The sequence below is a fragment of the Kitasatospora sp. McL0602 genome (genome assembly GCF_052076145.1).
GTDB lineage: Bacteria > Actinomycetota > Actinomycetes > Streptomycetales > Streptomycetaceae > Kitasatospora.
On sequence record NZ_CP197246.1, the window covers coordinates 1,568,571 to 1,584,587 of the forward strand.

A 16,017-nucleotide genomic window follows, 5' to 3' on the forward strand; every position below is an offset into this window, starting at 1 on the left:
CCTCGGCCCGGTGACCGGTCGCCCGACCGTGACGGCGGCGCCGGCCGACCGCCTGCTGGCGCGCGCCGCCCCCGGCGCCCCACCATTGACCGCGCGACAGTCGAAGCCGCCCCGACCGGTTTGGCCTCGCACCGCCGCATGACGGCTGGTCCCACTCGGAGTGACGGCCTACCTGGCCGTCACCGTGCCGACCCAGTTGGAGCCGTCGGTCGTCACGGAGCACGAGTTCTTCGGCCAGGACCAGGACTGGTTCAGGCGTGGGGACTGGCAGCGGTCAGGATGTGTGCCGGCGTCGCCGGACGTATGCGACCGTGACGATGGTGAGCAGCGGCCCCCACGACAGGAGCGGCAGGTAGCAGGCGTTCATGATCCAGGCAGCGGCACCTTGAGGGGCCTCGGACCCGCCTTCGGAGGCGGGCAGGCCGTTCCAGAACATCAGCAGCATCACCGTCGTCACCGCGAGTGCCCCCAAGGCTGCGGGGCCGGCCGCCGCCCACACCGGGATGCGCCTGCCGCCCAGACCCGGGATCCAGCGCGGTGTCCTCTCGCCCCACGGTCGGACCAGACCGATCGTCAGGAATGCGAGCGCCTCGGTGACGAGGGTCAGCAGCGTGATGTAGGAGGAGGTTTCGAGGCCGGGCCGCCAGTCCTGCGCCAGCTGCCCGCTGAAGCCGACAGGTATCCCCACGGCCATGGCCATCCGCCACAGTCCTGACGGGAGGGCGACCAGCGGCACGGCATGCGCTGCCCGGTTCAACCAGCGTGGCACGGAAGGGGACACGGCATCGGCAACGGTGCCCGGACGACTGTCGGTGCCGGCGTTCATGTGTGCGTCGGCGGTCGGCGTCTGTGCAGGGCGCATGGTCATCTCCGGGGCTGGCGCGGGTGTTGTCGCAAGGCTTGCAGGAAGCCCTGCGGCCCACATCGGCCTGCCGAACCATCGCGGTCACCCGTCCGAGTGAGTTGCCGTCCGCCTCGGGGCGGAGAGCCGGATGGAACGGACCCACCCGCCGCCAGTGGCAGGAATCGTCGGCGTACACGTGGATCTGCCCGAGGCAGTGCAGCCGAAGGCGCGCGGCTCCCTGGCCGGTTCGGGCCCGGCGGAGAGGAGGATGCTCGGCGTAATCGGGAGGCGTCGCGGGCGGGTGGATCTGTCCCGCAATCGGTGGTGCCGAAAGGTGACGGCCGTCGTTGGCATGGTGTACGCGATGCCGATGGCCGTCGACGCCGCCTCCTGGACCATCGCCCCTGGCACCAGCATCAGCGCCCGGAACTGCCCGCACATTAGTGCAGTAGGGGCCTCAGATCCCCAAATGGTCCCCAGGACTCGAAACCCACTCCAGTCACTGCGAGTAGCAGCTACCTGAGGAAGCTTCAGCCAGCGGGCCACTGGCAGCAGCCCGCGGCACGCGAGATGGGACCGCCGACCGCACTGGTCGCGAGGGCCAACAGAGGCGACCACCCAAGGACCACGGAACATGATCTTCGGGTCGGCGTGTCGTCCTGCGCGTGTCGTTCCCGGCTTGCCTGGCAGGTCTCCTGCGGCCGGGCAACGCAGGAGCGAACACCGCGGCCGACCACATCACCGTCCTCGACCAGGCCGTCGCGCAGATCCCCGACTCCCGGCCGACCGCCTCGCCGACCGCCTCGGGCGGCGCGGCCCGGCTCTGGTCCTCACGGCCGGGGTCGCAGCGTTCGCCGCCGCCTACGGCCTGTTCACCATCGACACTCCGGCGGTCGCCGTCCTCGTCGTGCCGTTCGTACTCGCCGGCGCGGGCATCGGCGCCGTCGAGACCGCGCAGCACCCGGCGGTCGCCGTCCTCGCACCGAAGAACCTGCGCGGCTCGGCCTTCGGCCTGCTCGCACTCCAGTCGCTCGGCAACCTCGCCGCCTCGGCCGTCGCCGGCCCGCTGTGGAGCGCCGCCTCTCCGAACATCGCGTTCGGCTGTCTCACGGCCTGGATGCTGCTGGCCCTTGTCGGCTTGCCGGCCACCGCCCGCCGCTGCCCCCCGGCCAGTCCACCGCTGGGCTGCGGCGCTCGACCACCCCGGCGTACGCAGGCCGGGCCGAGACCGCGCTCACCGCGGTCCAGCCCAGCACTTCGCCGCCGAGCCCCAGGGCGACGTTCCGGTGGCCGGGCAGGCGGGCGGCGTCAGGCCGACCGTCACTTCCGTCCCCCTCCCCCGCTCAGCTCGACCGAACGGAGTGATTCCGCGCCCGAACGGACGGGCGACTCCTCCGCCCTGTGGCCTCCCCTCCCAGGCCAGTCACACACTGTGATCAATCTGCATTCGAACAAGAGGAGTCACGGTGGCACCCGTAAGACCTCGGCCACGGTCGAACCCGCTCGGACGGCCGCTCGGCGCCGTCCTCGCGCTCGCTCTGGCCACCGGCCCGACGCTGCTCTCCGCACACGCGTGGGCAGCTGAAAGCCCGTCGGCGCCGTCGGCCCAAGGCGGCAGCGACCAGCCCCCCGACCGCTCACCACGCACCACCCCGACCACGCCCAGGGTGGTGCGGCCCTCGGTGCGCGCCCAGGGGGTGTATGTCATCGACACGGACGCCGCCGTCGGCGCCACCACCTTCGGCGAGGCCTCCATCGCCGTCAACCCGGCCAACCCCCAGCAGATCGCGATCACCCGCTTCACCTTCCCCTGGAACAGCAACGCCGACCTGCTCTACTCCACCGACGGCGGGGTCACCTGGACGGACCGTTCCACGATCCCCGCGCCTCCGGGCGTGGCGAGCACCGCGGGCGGCCCCAACGACCAGACGATCGACTTCGGCCGCAACGGCACCCTCTACGCCACCTTCCTGACGGGCGGCAACCAGATCGTCACCGGCTCGACCACCGACCCGACCAAGACGGCCTCGTGGAGCTGGAACAACCCGACACCCACCACCACGCAGATCACCAGCGCCACCGGCACCAACGCCGACCAGCCCTGGCTGATCGTCAACCGTGACACGACCACGGCGAGCCAGGACAACGTCTACGTCGGCTACCAGGACTTCCGCAACAGCGTCCCGCACGACCGGGTGAACGTCTCGCTCAACAACGCCAGCCCGGTCAACATGGCTCGGGACAACGCGGCCGGCACCGGCACCCTCAGCGGCGGCGTCATCAACGGCGGCCTGCGCCTGGCCGCCGACCCGCGCAACGGCACCATGTACGCGCTCTTCCAGCAGGGCGGCGGCGGCACCCAGCCGGAGAACGTCACCCTCATGCTCAACCGCTCCACCGACGCCGGGCAGAACTGGACCCTGGGCGGCAGCAGCAACGGCATCGCCGTCACCACGGACAACACCCGCCAGGGCAACTCCGGCTACAAGTTCGGCGGCGTCAACTCCCTCCAGGGCGGCATCGACCACGCCGCCGTCGACCCGACCAACGGCGACGTGTACGTGGCCTACGGCGCCGACGTCTCCGGCAACAACCAGATCCGCATCCGCCGCCTCACCGACAACGGCCTGGGCAGCATGAACGTCGGCGCCGCCGTGAACGTCTCCGCCTCCACCAACGCGGCCCTGCCGTCGGTGGCGGTGCTCGGCGACGGGACAGTCGGTGTCCTCTACCTCACCAACGACGGCACCAACGCCAGTGGCTTCCCGGAGTTCTCGGCCCACCTGGCCCGCAGCAGCGACCACGGCGCCACCTTCACCGACACCGTGCTGCAGTCGTACACCACGAAGGTCGGCACCGCCGGTAACCCCAACGAGCGCCTCTTCGGCGACTACGAGCAGCTCAAGGCCGTCGGCAACACCTTCTACGGCGCCTTCGTCGGCAACCTCAGCGGCCTGGACAAGACCACGGCCCAGCCGACGGACACGATCTTCTTCGCCGTCCCGCAGACCACCAAGTCGACGCTGGCCTCCTCCGCCAACCCCTCGGTGTTCGGCCAGCCGGTGAACTTCACCGCGACCGTCGTCCCCGCACCGGACGGCGGCACGGTCACCTTCAAGGTGGACGGCACCCAGCTCGGCAGCCCCGTTCCCGTCAACACCACGACCGGGACGGCCACCTCCGACAGCATCGCCACCCTCAGCCCCGGCGCCCACAACGTGGACGCCACCTACAGCGGCGATCCGAACTTCGTCGGCGACACGGCGATGACCCTCGTCCAGCAGGTCGACAAGGCACCGGTCACCACCACCCTCACTTCCGTACCCAACCCCTCGGTGTTCGGCCAGTCGGTGACCATCACCGACACCGTCTGCGCCGCAGGCGCCAGCACCAACCCGACCACGGCCCCGACCGGGACGGTCACCATCAAGGACGGCACCACCGTCCTGGGCACCCCGACGCTGAGCCCCGGCGGTGGGCCCAACTGCGGCCAGGCCCAGGTGACCACGGCGGCACTGGCGGTGGGCATGCACACCGTCACCGCCGACTACCCCGGTGACACCGACTACACCGCCGCGACCACCGAAACCCTGTCTCCCGCCCAGCAGGTGAACAAGGCCCCGGTCACCACGACCCTCGCCTCCTCCGCCAACCCGTCCGCCTTCGGCCACGCCGTGACCTTCACCGACACGGTCTGCCCGGCCCCGCCCAGCACCAACCCGACCGCCCCACCCACCGGGACGGTCACCGTACGGGACGGCAGCACCCTGCTCGGCACCGGCACACTCGCCCCGGGCGGCGGCACCAACTGCGCCCAGACACAGGTCAGTTTCGCCCACCTGCTGCCGGGCACCCACACCATCACCGCCCAGTACAGCGGTGACGGCAACTACCTGGCCGGCGGCCTGGAGTCGATCACCCAGACCGTGACCTGCACCAGGACGATCACCGGCACCACCAGCGCCGTCTACACCAGCGGCGAGAGCACCTGCATCATCGGCGCCACCGTCAACGGGAACGTCAACGACGCGGCCGACGGCGCCCTGTTCATCAGCAACTCGACGGTCAACGGTTCCGTACTGTCCTCCGCCGGAACCCTGTTCGGCATGTGCGGCACCACCGTCACAGCCTCGACCAGCGTCTACGGCGCGAGCGGCTACGTGATCATCGGCGACCCCGGTGACGACGGCTGCACCGGCAACCAGATCAACGGCTCCGTCCTGCTGAGCAACAACCACAGCGGCGTGGAAGTCATCGCCAACCACGTGGGCGGCTCCGTCCAGGTCCAAGGCACGGCCGGCACCGGCCCGTTCCCCGAGGACACCCGCACCGAGATCGAAGGCAACACCATCGGCTCGTTCCTCGCCTGCACCGCCAACACCCCGGCCCCCACCAACGACGGCCACCCCAACACCGTGACCGGCCCCCGCCTGGGCCAGTGCTCCACCCTCTGACCTCAACCTGAGCAGCACACCAGAAGGGGCCCGCTCCGGTGGGCCCCTTCTCTGCTACTCCTTGACCACCAACATGGTCCGGCGACCTGACGGCGGACCGTCCACCGGCCGGCGAGAAGCCAGACGGTCGGCAATCGGACGCAGAGGGCCCGCAGCCGCGACGTCCCGGTCGCCTACTGGTGCGTCAGAATGGCAAACGCCCAGACAGCACACGGAAATACAACCGGAGGGGCGTCAACCTTCACCGACGCGAGTTGATCGCCACCTGGGGCACCGGTGAGGGTGACCTCGCCAAACCCGGATCGCGGCCCTCCCCGAAGGCGCAGGGCACCTGGCGCACCTACACCCACCCTGTCGGCGCCGATGTGGCCCGGCGACCACCATGCGACCACCAGCTGACGCAACAACAGAAAGAGCCGGTACCTGGATTCCCAAGTACCGGCTCTCACAATCGACTTCACAGTCGGGACGACAGGATTTGAACCTGCGACCCCCTGACCCCCAGTCAGGTGCGCTACCAAGCTGCGCCACGTCCCGTGGTCTCGTCAGCGTCCGCCTCGTTGCCTTGGGGGGCTTCGGTGCTTCGGCTTCTCGACCCTGTCTCCGATCTCTCGGCGACGTGGAAAACAATACAGCACGGGACGGGGTGCTCGCTGCCAGGTTTCGGGGCGGGGTGGGATGGGGGTGGGGGCGGGGGTTCGCAGGTCAGGGTGTGGGGTGGCGGGCGTCGTAGCGGAGGAAGGCCGGGCGGCGGGCGGCGAGGAGGACGATCGCGGCGACGCAGGCGAGACCGCCGGTGACGACGGAGACGGCGGGGCTGGTGAGGGCGGCGACGGTGCCGGATTCGAAGTCGCCGAGGCGGGGGCCGCCGGCGACGACGACGATGAAGACGCCCTGGAGGCGGCCGCGCATCTCGTCGGGGGCGGCGACCTGCATCATCGTGTTGCGGAAGATCATGCTGACGGTGTCGGCGCAGCCGGCCACCGCGAGCAGGAGCAGGCCGAGCCAGAGGTCGCGGACGAGCCCGAAGGCGGCGATCGAGAGGCCCCAGGCGGCGACCGAGCCGAGGATGGCGAGGCCGTGCCGCTGGACTCGCGAGACCCAGCCGGAGAACAGGGCGCCGGTGAGGGCGCCGACGGCCGGGGCTGCGGCGAGCAGGCCGACGGTACCGGGCCCGCCGCCGTAGAGGCCGACGGCGAGGGCGGGGAAGAGGGCGCGGGGGAGGCCGAAGATCATCGCGGCGAGGTCGGCCAGGAAGCTGGTCCGCAGGTTCGGCTGCTCACGCAGGAAGCGCAGCCCGTCCAGCACGGTGGCGCGGGGGGCGCCGGGCGCCGCATCCGGGCCGCCGGGCCGCATCGCGGGCAGCCGCCACATCGCGTAGATCGTCGCCGCGAAGGCGACGGTGTCGACCAGGTACGCGGACTGGACGCCGAACGCGCCGATCAGGACGCCGCCCAGCATCGGCCCGACGGTCATGCCGAGGTTCATGCTGACGGTGTTGAGGGCGTTGGCTGCGGGGAGTTGATGGGGCGGCACCAGCCTGGGCACCATCGACGAGCGGGCGGGCGAGCTGAGGGCGAAGAACGCGGCCTGGACGGCCACTGCCGCGTACAGCACGGCCACCGAACCGAGGCCCAGCAGCGCCTGGGCGGCGAGCACCGCCGAGACGAGCGCCAGCCCGGCCGAGCCGATCAGGCCGAGCAGCCGCCGGTCGACCCGGTCGGCGACCGCACCGCCGTACAGGCCGAAGGCGATCAGCGGGAAGAGCGAGAAGAGGCCGACCAGCCCGGTCGCGAAGCTGGAGTGGGTCAGGTCGTAGACCTGGACCGCGACGGCGACCGCCGTCATCTGCTGGCCTATGGAGGAGACGGACTGGCCGAACCAGACCCGCCGGTAGCTGGGTATCTCGCGCAGTGGGCTGAGGTCCGCGAAGGCGCCCTTGGCGGCTCGGCGCAGCCGTCCGCCGCCCCCGCCTCCACCCCCCTCGGGAGAAGCAACGGCATCGGTGGCAGCAGGTTGGTTAGTCGACACAAGAGTCCATGCTCGGCGAGACCCTCGGCCGCCCCCACACCGGGGCTACCGGGAGAGCACCTGCTTCTCCCCCGCCTCCACCGCGACCGTCAGCCGGTTGCCCGGCGGCGGGAAGGGGCAGACGAAGTGGTCGGCAAAGGCGCAGGGCGGCAGGTAGGCGCGGTTGAGGTCCAGCACCGTACGGCCTTCGGCGTCGGGCGCGGGCAGCGTGACGAAGCGGAAGCGGTACGTCTCCCGCCCGCTGGTGGCATCGGCGATGACACCGCTGAGCCGCTCGCCGGAGTTGCTGACGGTCAGCGTGTGCGGCTGGCCGGCCAGCGAGAAGGCGAGCTCTCCGGCGAGGGTGAGCGGGCGGTCCTTGCCGTCGGCGTTCGGGACGAGCAGGTCCTGCGCGCGCTCGAACGGCGTGAAGACGGCGTTCACCGCCCACTCCGGCGCGTACGGATAGACCGCGATCCCCGCGAACGCCTCGCGCGCCGGCGCAGCCGGGTCGAACACCCGGAGTGCGAGCTCGCCCTCCCGCTCGATCGGTACGAGCAGCACCTCACCGAGCGCGGCCAGCTGCGGCGCCGAGGCGGTGTCCGGCCGCAGCACCCCGTCACCGACGAGCGGCCCGCCGTCGGCGCCCTCGACCCGGAGTCCGTCCGCCGCCGTGGCCCGGACCCGGACCAGGCCGTCCGAGGCCCACCAGAGCCCCGGCAGGCCGGGCAGCACGGCCGGTTCGGGCTCCAGCCAGTGCGTCCCGGTGAGCGCCAGCGGGCCGTGCGGCGCGCTCGCCGAGGCCGCGCGGGAGTCCTGCCAGTGCTTCCACTCCTCGGCCGCGTTCATCACGCGTACCTCCCGTAGCTGGTGGGCGGTCAGTCGGCCAGGGGCCGGAACAGCCCCTCCTGCATCACCGAGACGACCAACTGGCCGCTCCGGTCGTAGATCTGTCCCCGGGCCAGGCCGCGGGCGCCGTGGGCGATCGGGGACTCCTGGTCGTAGAGCAGCCAGTCGTCCGCGCGGAAGGGGCGGTGGAACCACATCGCATGGTCGAGCGAGGCCATGTCGAAGTGCCGCTGGCCCCAGAGGGGTTCGACCGGTGCGCGGACGGCGTCCAGCAGCGTCATGTCGCTGGCGTAGGTGAGGGCGCAGACGTGGATCAGCGGATCGTCGGGGAGGGCGCCGTTGGTGCGCAGCCAGACGCCGCTGCGCGGCTCGACGTCGACCAGCTCCTCCTTCGTCCAGCGCAGCCGGTCGACGTAGCGGATGTCGAAGGGCTGGCGGCGGCTGATGAACGGCGGCAGCTCGCCGAGCTTGGAGCCGACCTCTTCGAGCGCGCTGGGCAGGTCCTCCGGCGCGGGCACGTCGGGCATCGGGTCCTGGTGCTCGATGCCGCCGTGCTCCGGCAGGTGGAAGTCGGCGGTGAGGGCGAAGATGCTGCGGCCCTGCTGGATGCCGAGCACCCGGCGGGTGGTGAACGTGCGGCCGTCGCGGATGCGGTCGACCTGGTAGACGATCGGCACCCCCGGCACGCCGGGGCGCAGGAAGTAGGCGTGCAGCGAGTGCACAGGGCGCCCAGGGTCGACCGTACGCCCCGCCGCGACCAGCGCCTGCCCCGCGACCTGGCCGCCGAAGGTCCGCTGCAGGGACTCCTCGGGGCTGCGTCCGCGGAAGATGTTGAGCTCGATCTGCTCCAGATCGAGGAGGTCCACTAGCTGGTCGACGGGTGTACCCATGAGTTGCGCTCCCTCGTTCGGCCGGTCGACCAGGGACCTGAGCACCCTGACATCACCGCCTGCTTATCCAGAAGTCCGATGGTCGTACCGTAATTCCCCGCCGCTATTCCCAGCGCTATTCCCTGCCGCGCCGGTCAGCCCGGCAGGCCGGACTGCCGCACGGTGATGTTGAGCCGCCCGACCAGCCCGAGCCCCAGCTCCGGATCGGCCGATCCCGGCAGCGTCCGCACCACCCCGTGGTACGCGAACCTGGCCGGGCCGCCGAAGACCAGCAGATCGCCGCTGCGCAGCTCCAGATCCGTCCACGGCCGCGTCCGGGTCTCGGTGTTGCCGAGGCGGAAGACGCAGGTGTCCCCCAGTGAGAGCGAGACGACGGGTGCGTCGACCCGCTCCTCCTTGTCCCGGTGCAGGCCCATCCTGGCGCCGTGTGGGTAATGGTTCACCACCGCGACGTCCGGCTCGTACCCGCCCGCTCCTGCGATACCCGCGCCCCCGTACGCCGCCGCCAGCGCCCGCCGGGCGAGCGCACCCAGCTCGGGCGGGAAGGGCTTGACCGGCGCACCGCCGCCGTCCACCACCGTCCGGGCGTAGCCGTACGGGTACCAGTGCCAGCCGAGGCAGACCGTCTGCACCGACATGACGCCGCCGGTCGGCATCCGGACGGTCCGCATCCCGGCCGGCGGGCGGGCCCACTCCCGGCAGGCGGCGACGAGCTCGCGCTGTTCCGCCGGGGTCAGCCAGTCGGGCAGCAGTACGGCGCCGGGCGCCGGCTCGGCCCGTTCGCGGGCGGGAGGAGGGAAGAGTCCGTCCATACGGCCATCCTCGCAGCCACCACCACCGCCGGGCGGCCAGGGCTGCCCGGTAGCCAGGGCCGCCGGGGTGGCCCGTTCGGCGGGCAGCGGGTGCAAGGGATGAGCCGCAGCAGCAGGCTGAGTCTCACCGCCACCCCGAGGGAGACCCGCCGTGAAGGCCCTGGACTTCAAGATCATCGACTTCTCCGCGACCTCCCTGCACAAGACCGCCGTCCTGGTCACCGGGCCGCAGGAGGCCCTGCTGGTCGACGCGGGCTTCACCCGCTCCGACGGGCGACGACTCGCGGAGGAGGCCCAGGCCTCCGGGCGGCGGCTGACCACCGTGTTCGTCAGCCACGGCGACCCGGACTTCTACTTCGGCGCGGAGGGCATCAAGGAGGTGTTCCCGCAGGCCCGGTTCCTCGCGACACCGGCGGTGATCGACCACATCGAGGAGACCTACGAGGACAAGCGGCGCACCTGGGCGCAGCTCGGCAACGAACTGCCGACCCGGCTCGTCCGGCCGGAGCCGCTGCACGGCGACGCGATCGAGTTCGAGGGCCACCGGCTGGAGCTGCGCGGCGCCGACCTCCGGCTGCCGGACCGGCACTACCTCTGGGAGCACCGGCAGCGGGCCCTCCTCGGCGGCGTCCTGCTCTTCCAGGGGCTGCACGTCTGGACGGCCGACACCCCCGAACCGGCCCAGCGCGCCGGCTGGATCGACCTGCTGGACGGCATGGCCGCCCTCGAGCCGGCCTTCGTCGCCGCCGGGCACCGCACCGCCGGCGCACCGACCGACGCGACGGCGATCGACTGGACCCGGGAGTACCTACGGACCTTCGAGACCGAGATCGGCCGGTTCCCCGACCCGGCCTCGGCCCAGGCCGAGCTCGAACGGCACTACCCCGACGCGGGCCTGCGACTCGCCGCCGAACTCGGCACCCGGGCGGCGACGCGGGGGAACCGGTTGCCTGCACGGGACTAGCGCAGCTAGGACGGCTAGCAAAGCTAGCCCGCCTAGCCAAGCTGGGATCGTTAGCAAAGCTAGGACAGCTAGCGTGGCTAGAACGCCTAGTGCAGCCAACACACCCAGCGCCGCTAGGACCGCTTCAGCAGCCCGATCTCGCGGGCGCAGGAGGCCCAGGCGGACCAGCCCTGTTCGCGGCGGATCTCCTCGGCGACGGTGATCTGCTGGCGCCGAGGGGCCTGGTCGGGGCGTTCGGCGAACCGCAGGCCGCCGGCCTCACGCCAGGTGGGCGGCCAGATCTGGAGGCCGCCGTAGTAGCCGTTGCCCGTGTCGGCGTGCCAGTCGCCGTCACTCTCGCAGTTGGCCAGCTGCTCCCAGACCGAGTCGGGAGCAGCGGGAGCCACGGGCGTGGGCGGGGCAGGAGTGACGGGCGCGGAAGGCGCCATCGCGAGCAGGGCCAGCAGCAGTAACGGTCGCATGACCCTATGAAGGCACCACCGCCCCCGCCCCGCACCCCGGCAGGAACGGCAGCACCGCCGCCACCCGGATGCGGGTGACGGCGGTGCCAGGTGAAGCTGGGTGAAGCAGGGATCAGACGGACAGAACCTGGCCCGGGAAGATCAGGTCCGGATTGCCGCCGACGACGCCGGTGTTCTGGTTGTAGAGCGACTTCCAGTCCAGGCCCTTGGAGGCGGCGATTCCACTGAGGGTGTCGCCGCTCTTGACGGTGTAGGTGCCGCCGTTGCTCTTCGCGGGGGCAGCCGGGGCGGCCGGAGCAGCCGGGGCCTTCTTGGCGGCCTTCGGAGCCTCGGCGGGGGCCGCAGCCTTCGGGGTGGCGGCCTTCGGCGCAGCAGCCTTCGGCGCGGCGGCCTTCGGGGTGGCGGCCAGCGGGGCGCGCTGCTCCGAGCGGGAGGCCGCAGCGGAGGAGGACGAGGAGGAGGACGAGGTGTCGACCTGAGCGGCGGCGCCGCCCTTGGTCAGGCCCGCCTTGACGGAGCAGACGGGCCAGGCGCCGGGGCCCTGGTCCGCGAGCACCTTCTCGGCGACGGCGATCTGCTGCGCCTTGGTGGCCTGGTTGGCCTGGGCGGCGTACTGGGTGCCGCCGTAGGCGGCCCAGGTGCTGGAGGTGAACTGCAGGCCGCCGTAGAAGCCGTTACCCGTGTTGATGCTCCAGTCGCCGGTGCTCTCGCACTGGGCGACGGCGTCCCAGGTGGACACGGAGGCGGCGGAGGCCGAGGTGGCCGTGACGAGGCCGGCCACCGGGAGCGCCACGAGGGCGCCACCCATGAGGGCCATCCGAACGCGGTTGCGCTTCGGGGCGGTGGTGGTGGCAGCGGCGGTCTCGTTACGGAAGGTCATGAGGTTCCTCTCGACAGCCCCGGGCGGGCATGCGGAACCAGACCCGTGAGGGCCCGAATTTCGCTCACCGCGTCCGCAAGGCGGCCGTGCACGTGTCCGACGTGCCGCGCCGCCCCGGCCACCCTCCGCGCACCGGCGCCGCTCGGGAAGAGCCGCGGTCGGTGGGCACCCGCCGCGCCGGGGTGAACCGGCGGGCCGTGCTCCGGGGGTGAACCCGGGTAGTGCTCGTTGCACTGGTTACGAAGCTACGAGCCGGGTAGGCGTGCGCCAAACAGTTTCGGGTCGTCCCAGCTCAGAGGGCCGTTACCGGCGGTAAAGATCAAGTAAACATGGGCCAAATGTCCGTTTTGACCCCTACTTCCATGATCAAACATCGTCCGAGTATGGCGTGGGTCACTCCCCAGGCACCCCGGAGGCCCTGTGACCTCGGGCACAGGATCGACAGATTGTGACCAGTCGTCCACAGATCGCAGTCGGATTTGCGGCAAATCCCGACTTGGCCGAGCCCACCCGTGACCCCAGCCACAGCGGCCCGTTGGTAGTGGCGGCCGGGCGCGCCCCTGCCACACCCTGACGACCCGAGGAGTACCCGTGCCGCGCATGCTCGATGTGAGCGACGAGGTCCGCGCCGAGATCGGCGACGACGAGGCCGACCGCCTGCTGGCCGGCGCCCACGCGCCCGACATCTACGACTGCACCTCCTGTCGAACCAACGGTGACTCCACCCAGGAGGCCACCAGCACCGTGCTCTTCGTCGGTGACGAGACCGCCGTGCTCGCGTTCGCCCACGCCCGCTGCATCCCCTCCCAGGTGGTGCCGGTGTCGGAGGAGCAGCTGCTGGGCGCCGTCCGCAGCATCAGCCAGACCCAGGGCGGCGCCCCGGCCGCGCCGGGGCCTGCACCGATCCCGGCCGCCGAGCCGGTGGCACCCGTCGCGCCACCGGCCGGGCAGCCCGCCGTACTCGGCATCACCTGTGGCCTCGTCCTGCGCAACGGCACCGGCTACGCCGCGCTGGTCGTCGAACCGACCGGCCCGGTCGGGCGCCCCGGCGACCTCTCGGGGGCGGACCAGTTCCTCTCCCTCCTCGGCGACCACGGCTTCCAGCACGTCACCTCCCTCGACGCGCCCCCGGCCACGCTGCCCGGCTGGTCGATCCTGCTCGCGATGGGCCAGCTGCACGCGATCCTGCACCCGACCGCGACCGGCGGCAGCAGCGCCTGGTGGCAGGCCCACCAGCCGCTCCAGGTCACCGACAGCTGGCGCTCCACCGCCGGCCGCCACAACGAGGTCGTGGTGTACGCGGCGCCGACTGGCACGATCGGCCGCCAGCCCCGCGAGGACCTGCTCCGCCAGGCCCTCGAACGCGCCGCCGGCCACGGACTGCTGGTCGCCGCCGCCCTCCCGCTCGCCGGCACCTGAGCCCACCCGCGCGAACACCGGGCACCGGGGCGGCGCAGGCCACCGGCATACGCCGCTCCGCCCCGGGCCCGCATCTCCCGACGGTCTCGCTCGTTGGCTCCTACGTGTACAGCTACGACGTCGCCGCAGCCCACCGCCCGCCCACCACGAACCGCTCCATCCCCGGCATGCGCCCGTCGTACGACGCGGAACACCCCTCCTCCGCGACGCCGATCTACGACGGCCTGTACTCGGAGTACCGCCGCCTCTTCCGTGCCCTCCCCGGCGACCGGAGCGGCGAGGAGGACCTGCGGTTCACCGGCTTCGCCGTCCGCGACCCCTTCCCGGCCCGGGACACTACGCCCGCCCTGGAGCCGTACCGCGAGAGCTACCAGGCCCGGGACAACCACCCCCGCGACAACCACCTCGCCCGTGAGACCTACCCGCCGCGCGACGGCTACCAGGCCCGCGACGGCTACGCCGCCCCCGAGCCGTACCTGACCCGGGACCACCCGACGGCGTACCCGCAGCAGCAGACCTTCCACACCTACCCCGGCCACGCCCAGGGGACGCCGCAGTTCATGCCGACCCAACAGCAGCCCTTCAGCACCCCCGGCGGGCAGGGCTCAGGCAACACGCACGCAGGCGACCCGCACACGGGCAGCAACAACACAGCGGGCCCGGACGCAAGCAGCCAGGCCAGTGCCGGTCAGGGCTGGGTCGCGACGGGCTACCTCGCCCCGGCCTCGCACACCCCACCCGGCCCGACGGCGGGGCGACACCGGAGCATGCTCTCGCTCCCCTCCGGCCGCGTCCCCGGCCAGGGCTGACCGGGGGTGCGAAAACGGCCGGGCACCCCCTCCTGGGGAGTGCCCGGCCGTTTCAGTGCCACGTCCGGCTGTAGCCAACAGCTACAGCTACTACTTCTTGCGGCTGCGCTTCTCGCGCACCCGGACGGAGATCGAGATCGGCGTACCGACGAAGCCGAACTCCTCGCGCAGACGGCGCTCGACGAAGCGGCGGTAACCGGCCTCCAGGAAGCCGGAGGCGAAGAGCACGAAGCGCGGCGGGCGGATGCCGGCCTGGGTGCCGAAGAGGATACGTGGCTGCTTGCCACCACGGACGGGGTGCGGGTGGGCGGCCACCAGCTCGCCGAGGAAGGCGTTCAGGCGGGCGGTGGAGATCCGGGTCTCCCAGCCCTTGAGCGCGGTCTCGATCGCCGGGACGAGCTTCTCCATGTGGCGGCCGGTCAGCGCCGAGACGTTGACCCGGGGGGCCCACTGCACCTGGACGAGATCCTGCTCGATCTCGCGCTCCAGGTAGTAGCGGCGCTCCTCGTCCAGCTGGTCCCACTTGTTGTAGGCGATGACGACGGCGCGGCCCGCCTCGACGGCCATCGTGATGATGCGGGTGTCCTGCTCGGCGAGCACCTCGCTGGCGTCGACCAGGACGACGGCGACCTCGGCCTTGTCCAGCGCGGACGAGGTGCGCAGCGAGGCGTAGAAGTCGGCCCCGGCGGTGAGGTGCACGCGGCGGCGGATACCGGCGGTGTCGATGAACTTCCAGACCTTGCCACCGAGCGTGATCAGCTCGTCGACCGGGTCACGGGTGGTGCCGGCGACCTCGTTGACGACGACCCGGTCCTCGCCGGCGACGCGGTTCAGCAGGCTGGACTTGCCGACGTTGGGGCGCCCGATCAGCGCGACGCGGCGCGGGCCGCCCTCGACGACGCCGAAGGTCTGCGGCGGGGCGGTGGGCAGCGCGGCCATCACGGCGTCCAGCAGGTCGCCGGAGCCACGGCCGTGCAGGGCGGAGACGGGGTACGGCTCGCCGAGGCCGAGCGACCAGAGCATCGCGGCGTCGGCCTCGGCGGACGGGCCGTCGACCTTGTTGGCGCAGAGCACGACGGGCTTGCCGGCCCGCCGGATGATCTTGATCAGGGCCTCGTCGGTGTCGGTGGCGCCGACGTTGGCGTCCACCACGAAGAGCACCGCGTCGGAGCTCTCGATGCCGAGCTCGGCCTGCGCCGCCACCATGGCGTCGATGCCGAGCACGTCGAGCTCCCAGCCGCCGGTGTCGAGCAGCTTGAAGCGGCGGCCGTTCCAGGTCGCCTCGTACTGGACGCGGTCGCGGGTGACGCCCGGCTTGTCCTCGACGACGGCCTCGCGGCGGCCGATGATGCGGTTCACCAGAGTCGACTTGCCGACATTGGGGCGGCCGACGACGGCCAGCACCGGCAGCGGGCCGTGCGGGGCCTCCGCGCCGTCGAGGTCCTCGGGGTCGAAGCCCTCCTCGGCCGCGAGGGCCATGAACTCGGCGTACTCGGACGCGTCGATCTCACCGAACGAGCCGGAGTCGGTCTCGATGCTCATCTATGTTTTCCGTTTCCCGGCACAGCCCTTCCCAGGGACGTGCCGTGCGTACCTGCCCCTGGCGGGGCAGCGCGATCGCGTCG

At 71.9% G+C, this 16,017-nt stretch carries 13 protein-coding genes and 1 tRNA gene; 5 read left to right on the forward strand and 9 right to left on the reverse strand.

Annotated elements, in window-relative coordinates; all coding sequences use genetic code 11:
• Window positions 1-274: 274 nt before the first annotated feature.
• Window positions 275-862 (reverse strand): hypothetical protein, encoded by a 588-nt coding sequence (locus ACR68M_RS07260; protein ID WP_441249612.1) that lies wholly within the window; start codon window positions 860-862, stop codon window positions 275-277.
• Between the two features lie 805 nt (window positions 863-1,667).
• Here ACR68M_RS07260 and ACR68M_RS07265 point away from each other — a divergent pair.
• Window positions 1,668-2,429 carry a hypothetical protein gene (locus ACR68M_RS07265; protein WP_441251528.1) on the forward strand — a complete coding sequence of 254 codons (762 nt, stop codon included), beginning with the start codon at window positions 1,668-1,670 and terminating at the stop codon, window positions 2,427-2,429.
• On the forward strand, window positions 2,311-5,298 hold the full coding sequence (locus ACR68M_RS07270) for an Ig-like domain repeat protein (RefSeq protein ID WP_441249613.1): 2,988 nt from the start codon (window positions 2,311-2,313) through the stop codon (window positions 5,296-5,298). Before ACR68M_RS07265 ends, ACR68M_RS07270 begins: the two co-directional genes overlap by 119 nt.
• 463 nt (window positions 5,299-5,761) lie before the next feature.
• On the opposite strand, the gene ACR68M_RS07275 is transcribed toward ACR68M_RS07270, so the two are convergent.
• The 5 genes from ACR68M_RS07275 to ACR68M_RS07295 all read right to left on the reverse strand — a co-directional run bounded on the left by ACR68M_RS07275 (window position 5,762) and on the right by ACR68M_RS07295 (window position 9,859).
• Window positions 5,762-5,835: transfer RNA gene (locus tag ACR68M_RS07275), tRNA-Pro, on the reverse strand.
• A gap of 168 nt (window positions 5,836-6,003) precedes the next feature.
• Window positions 6,004-7,254: an MFS transporter gene (locus tag ACR68M_RS07280; RefSeq protein ID WP_441251529.1), complete on the reverse strand. Its 1,251-nt coding sequence runs from the start codon at window positions 7,252-7,254 to the stop codon at window positions 6,004-6,006.
• Window positions 7,255-7,374: 120 nt separating this feature from the next.
• Window positions 7,375-8,157 carry a DUF1684 domain-containing protein gene (locus ACR68M_RS07285; RefSeq protein ID WP_441249614.1) on the reverse strand — a complete coding sequence of 261 codons (783 nt, stop codon included), beginning with the start codon at window positions 8,155-8,157 and terminating at the stop codon, window positions 7,375-7,377.
• 29 nt (window positions 8,158-8,186) lie between these two features.
• Window positions 8,187-9,047: an acyl-CoA thioesterase gene (locus tag ACR68M_RS07290; RefSeq protein WP_441249615.1), complete on the reverse strand. Its 861-nt coding sequence runs from the start codon at window positions 9,045-9,047 to the stop codon at window positions 8,187-8,189.
• Window positions 9,048-9,181: 134 nt separating this feature from the next.
• Window positions 9,182-9,859, reverse strand: coding sequence for an alpha-ketoglutarate-dependent dioxygenase AlkB family protein (locus ACR68M_RS07295; RefSeq protein ID WP_441249616.1), 678 nt, complete (start codon window positions 9,857-9,859; stop codon window positions 9,182-9,184).
• A 151-nt stretch (window positions 9,860-10,010) separates the two neighbouring features.
• Between ACR68M_RS07295 and ACR68M_RS07300 the strand changes: the two genes are divergently transcribed.
• The gene (locus tag ACR68M_RS07300) at window positions 10,011-10,823 is read left to right on the forward strand and encodes an MBL fold metallo-hydrolase (RefSeq protein ID WP_441249617.1); all 813 of its coding nucleotides are present in this window, start codon (window positions 10,011-10,013) and stop codon (window positions 10,821-10,823) included.
• 113 nt (window positions 10,824-10,936) lie between these two features.
• On the opposite strand, the gene ACR68M_RS07305 is transcribed toward ACR68M_RS07300, so the two are convergent.
• Together ACR68M_RS07305 and ACR68M_RS07310 are read right to left on the reverse strand one after the other, a co-directional pair.
• Window positions 10,937-11,284 carry a transglycosylase family protein gene (locus ACR68M_RS07305; protein WP_441249618.1) on the reverse strand — a complete coding sequence of 116 codons (348 nt, stop codon included), beginning with the start codon at window positions 11,282-11,284 and terminating at the stop codon, window positions 10,937-10,939.
• Window positions 11,285-11,396: 112 nt separating this feature from the next.
• On the reverse strand, window positions 11,397-12,164 hold the full coding sequence (locus ACR68M_RS07310) for a transglycosylase family protein (protein ID WP_441249619.1): 768 nt from the start codon (window positions 12,162-12,164) through the stop codon (window positions 11,397-11,399).
• A 591-nt stretch (window positions 12,165-12,755) separates the two neighbouring features.
• Here ACR68M_RS07310 and ACR68M_RS07315 point away from each other — a divergent pair.
• On the forward strand, window positions 12,756-13,583 hold the full coding sequence (locus ACR68M_RS07315) for a hypothetical protein (RefSeq protein WP_441249620.1): 828 nt from the start codon (window positions 12,756-12,758) through the stop codon (window positions 13,581-13,583).
• Window positions 13,584-13,687: 104 nt separating this feature from the next.
• Window positions 13,688-14,392 (forward strand): hypothetical protein, encoded by a 705-nt coding sequence (locus ACR68M_RS07320; protein WP_441249621.1) that lies wholly within the window; start codon window positions 13,688-13,690, stop codon window positions 14,390-14,392.
• A 90-nt stretch (window positions 14,393-14,482) separates the two neighbouring features.
• Here ACR68M_RS07320 and der read toward each other — a convergent pair whose 3' ends face one another.
• Window positions 14,483-15,934: a ribosome biogenesis GTPase Der gene (gene der, locus ACR68M_RS07325; RefSeq protein WP_441249622.1), complete on the reverse strand. Its 1,452-nt coding sequence runs from the start codon at window positions 15,932-15,934 to the stop codon at window positions 14,483-14,485.
• Between the last annotated feature and the right edge of the window lie 83 nt (window positions 15,935-16,017).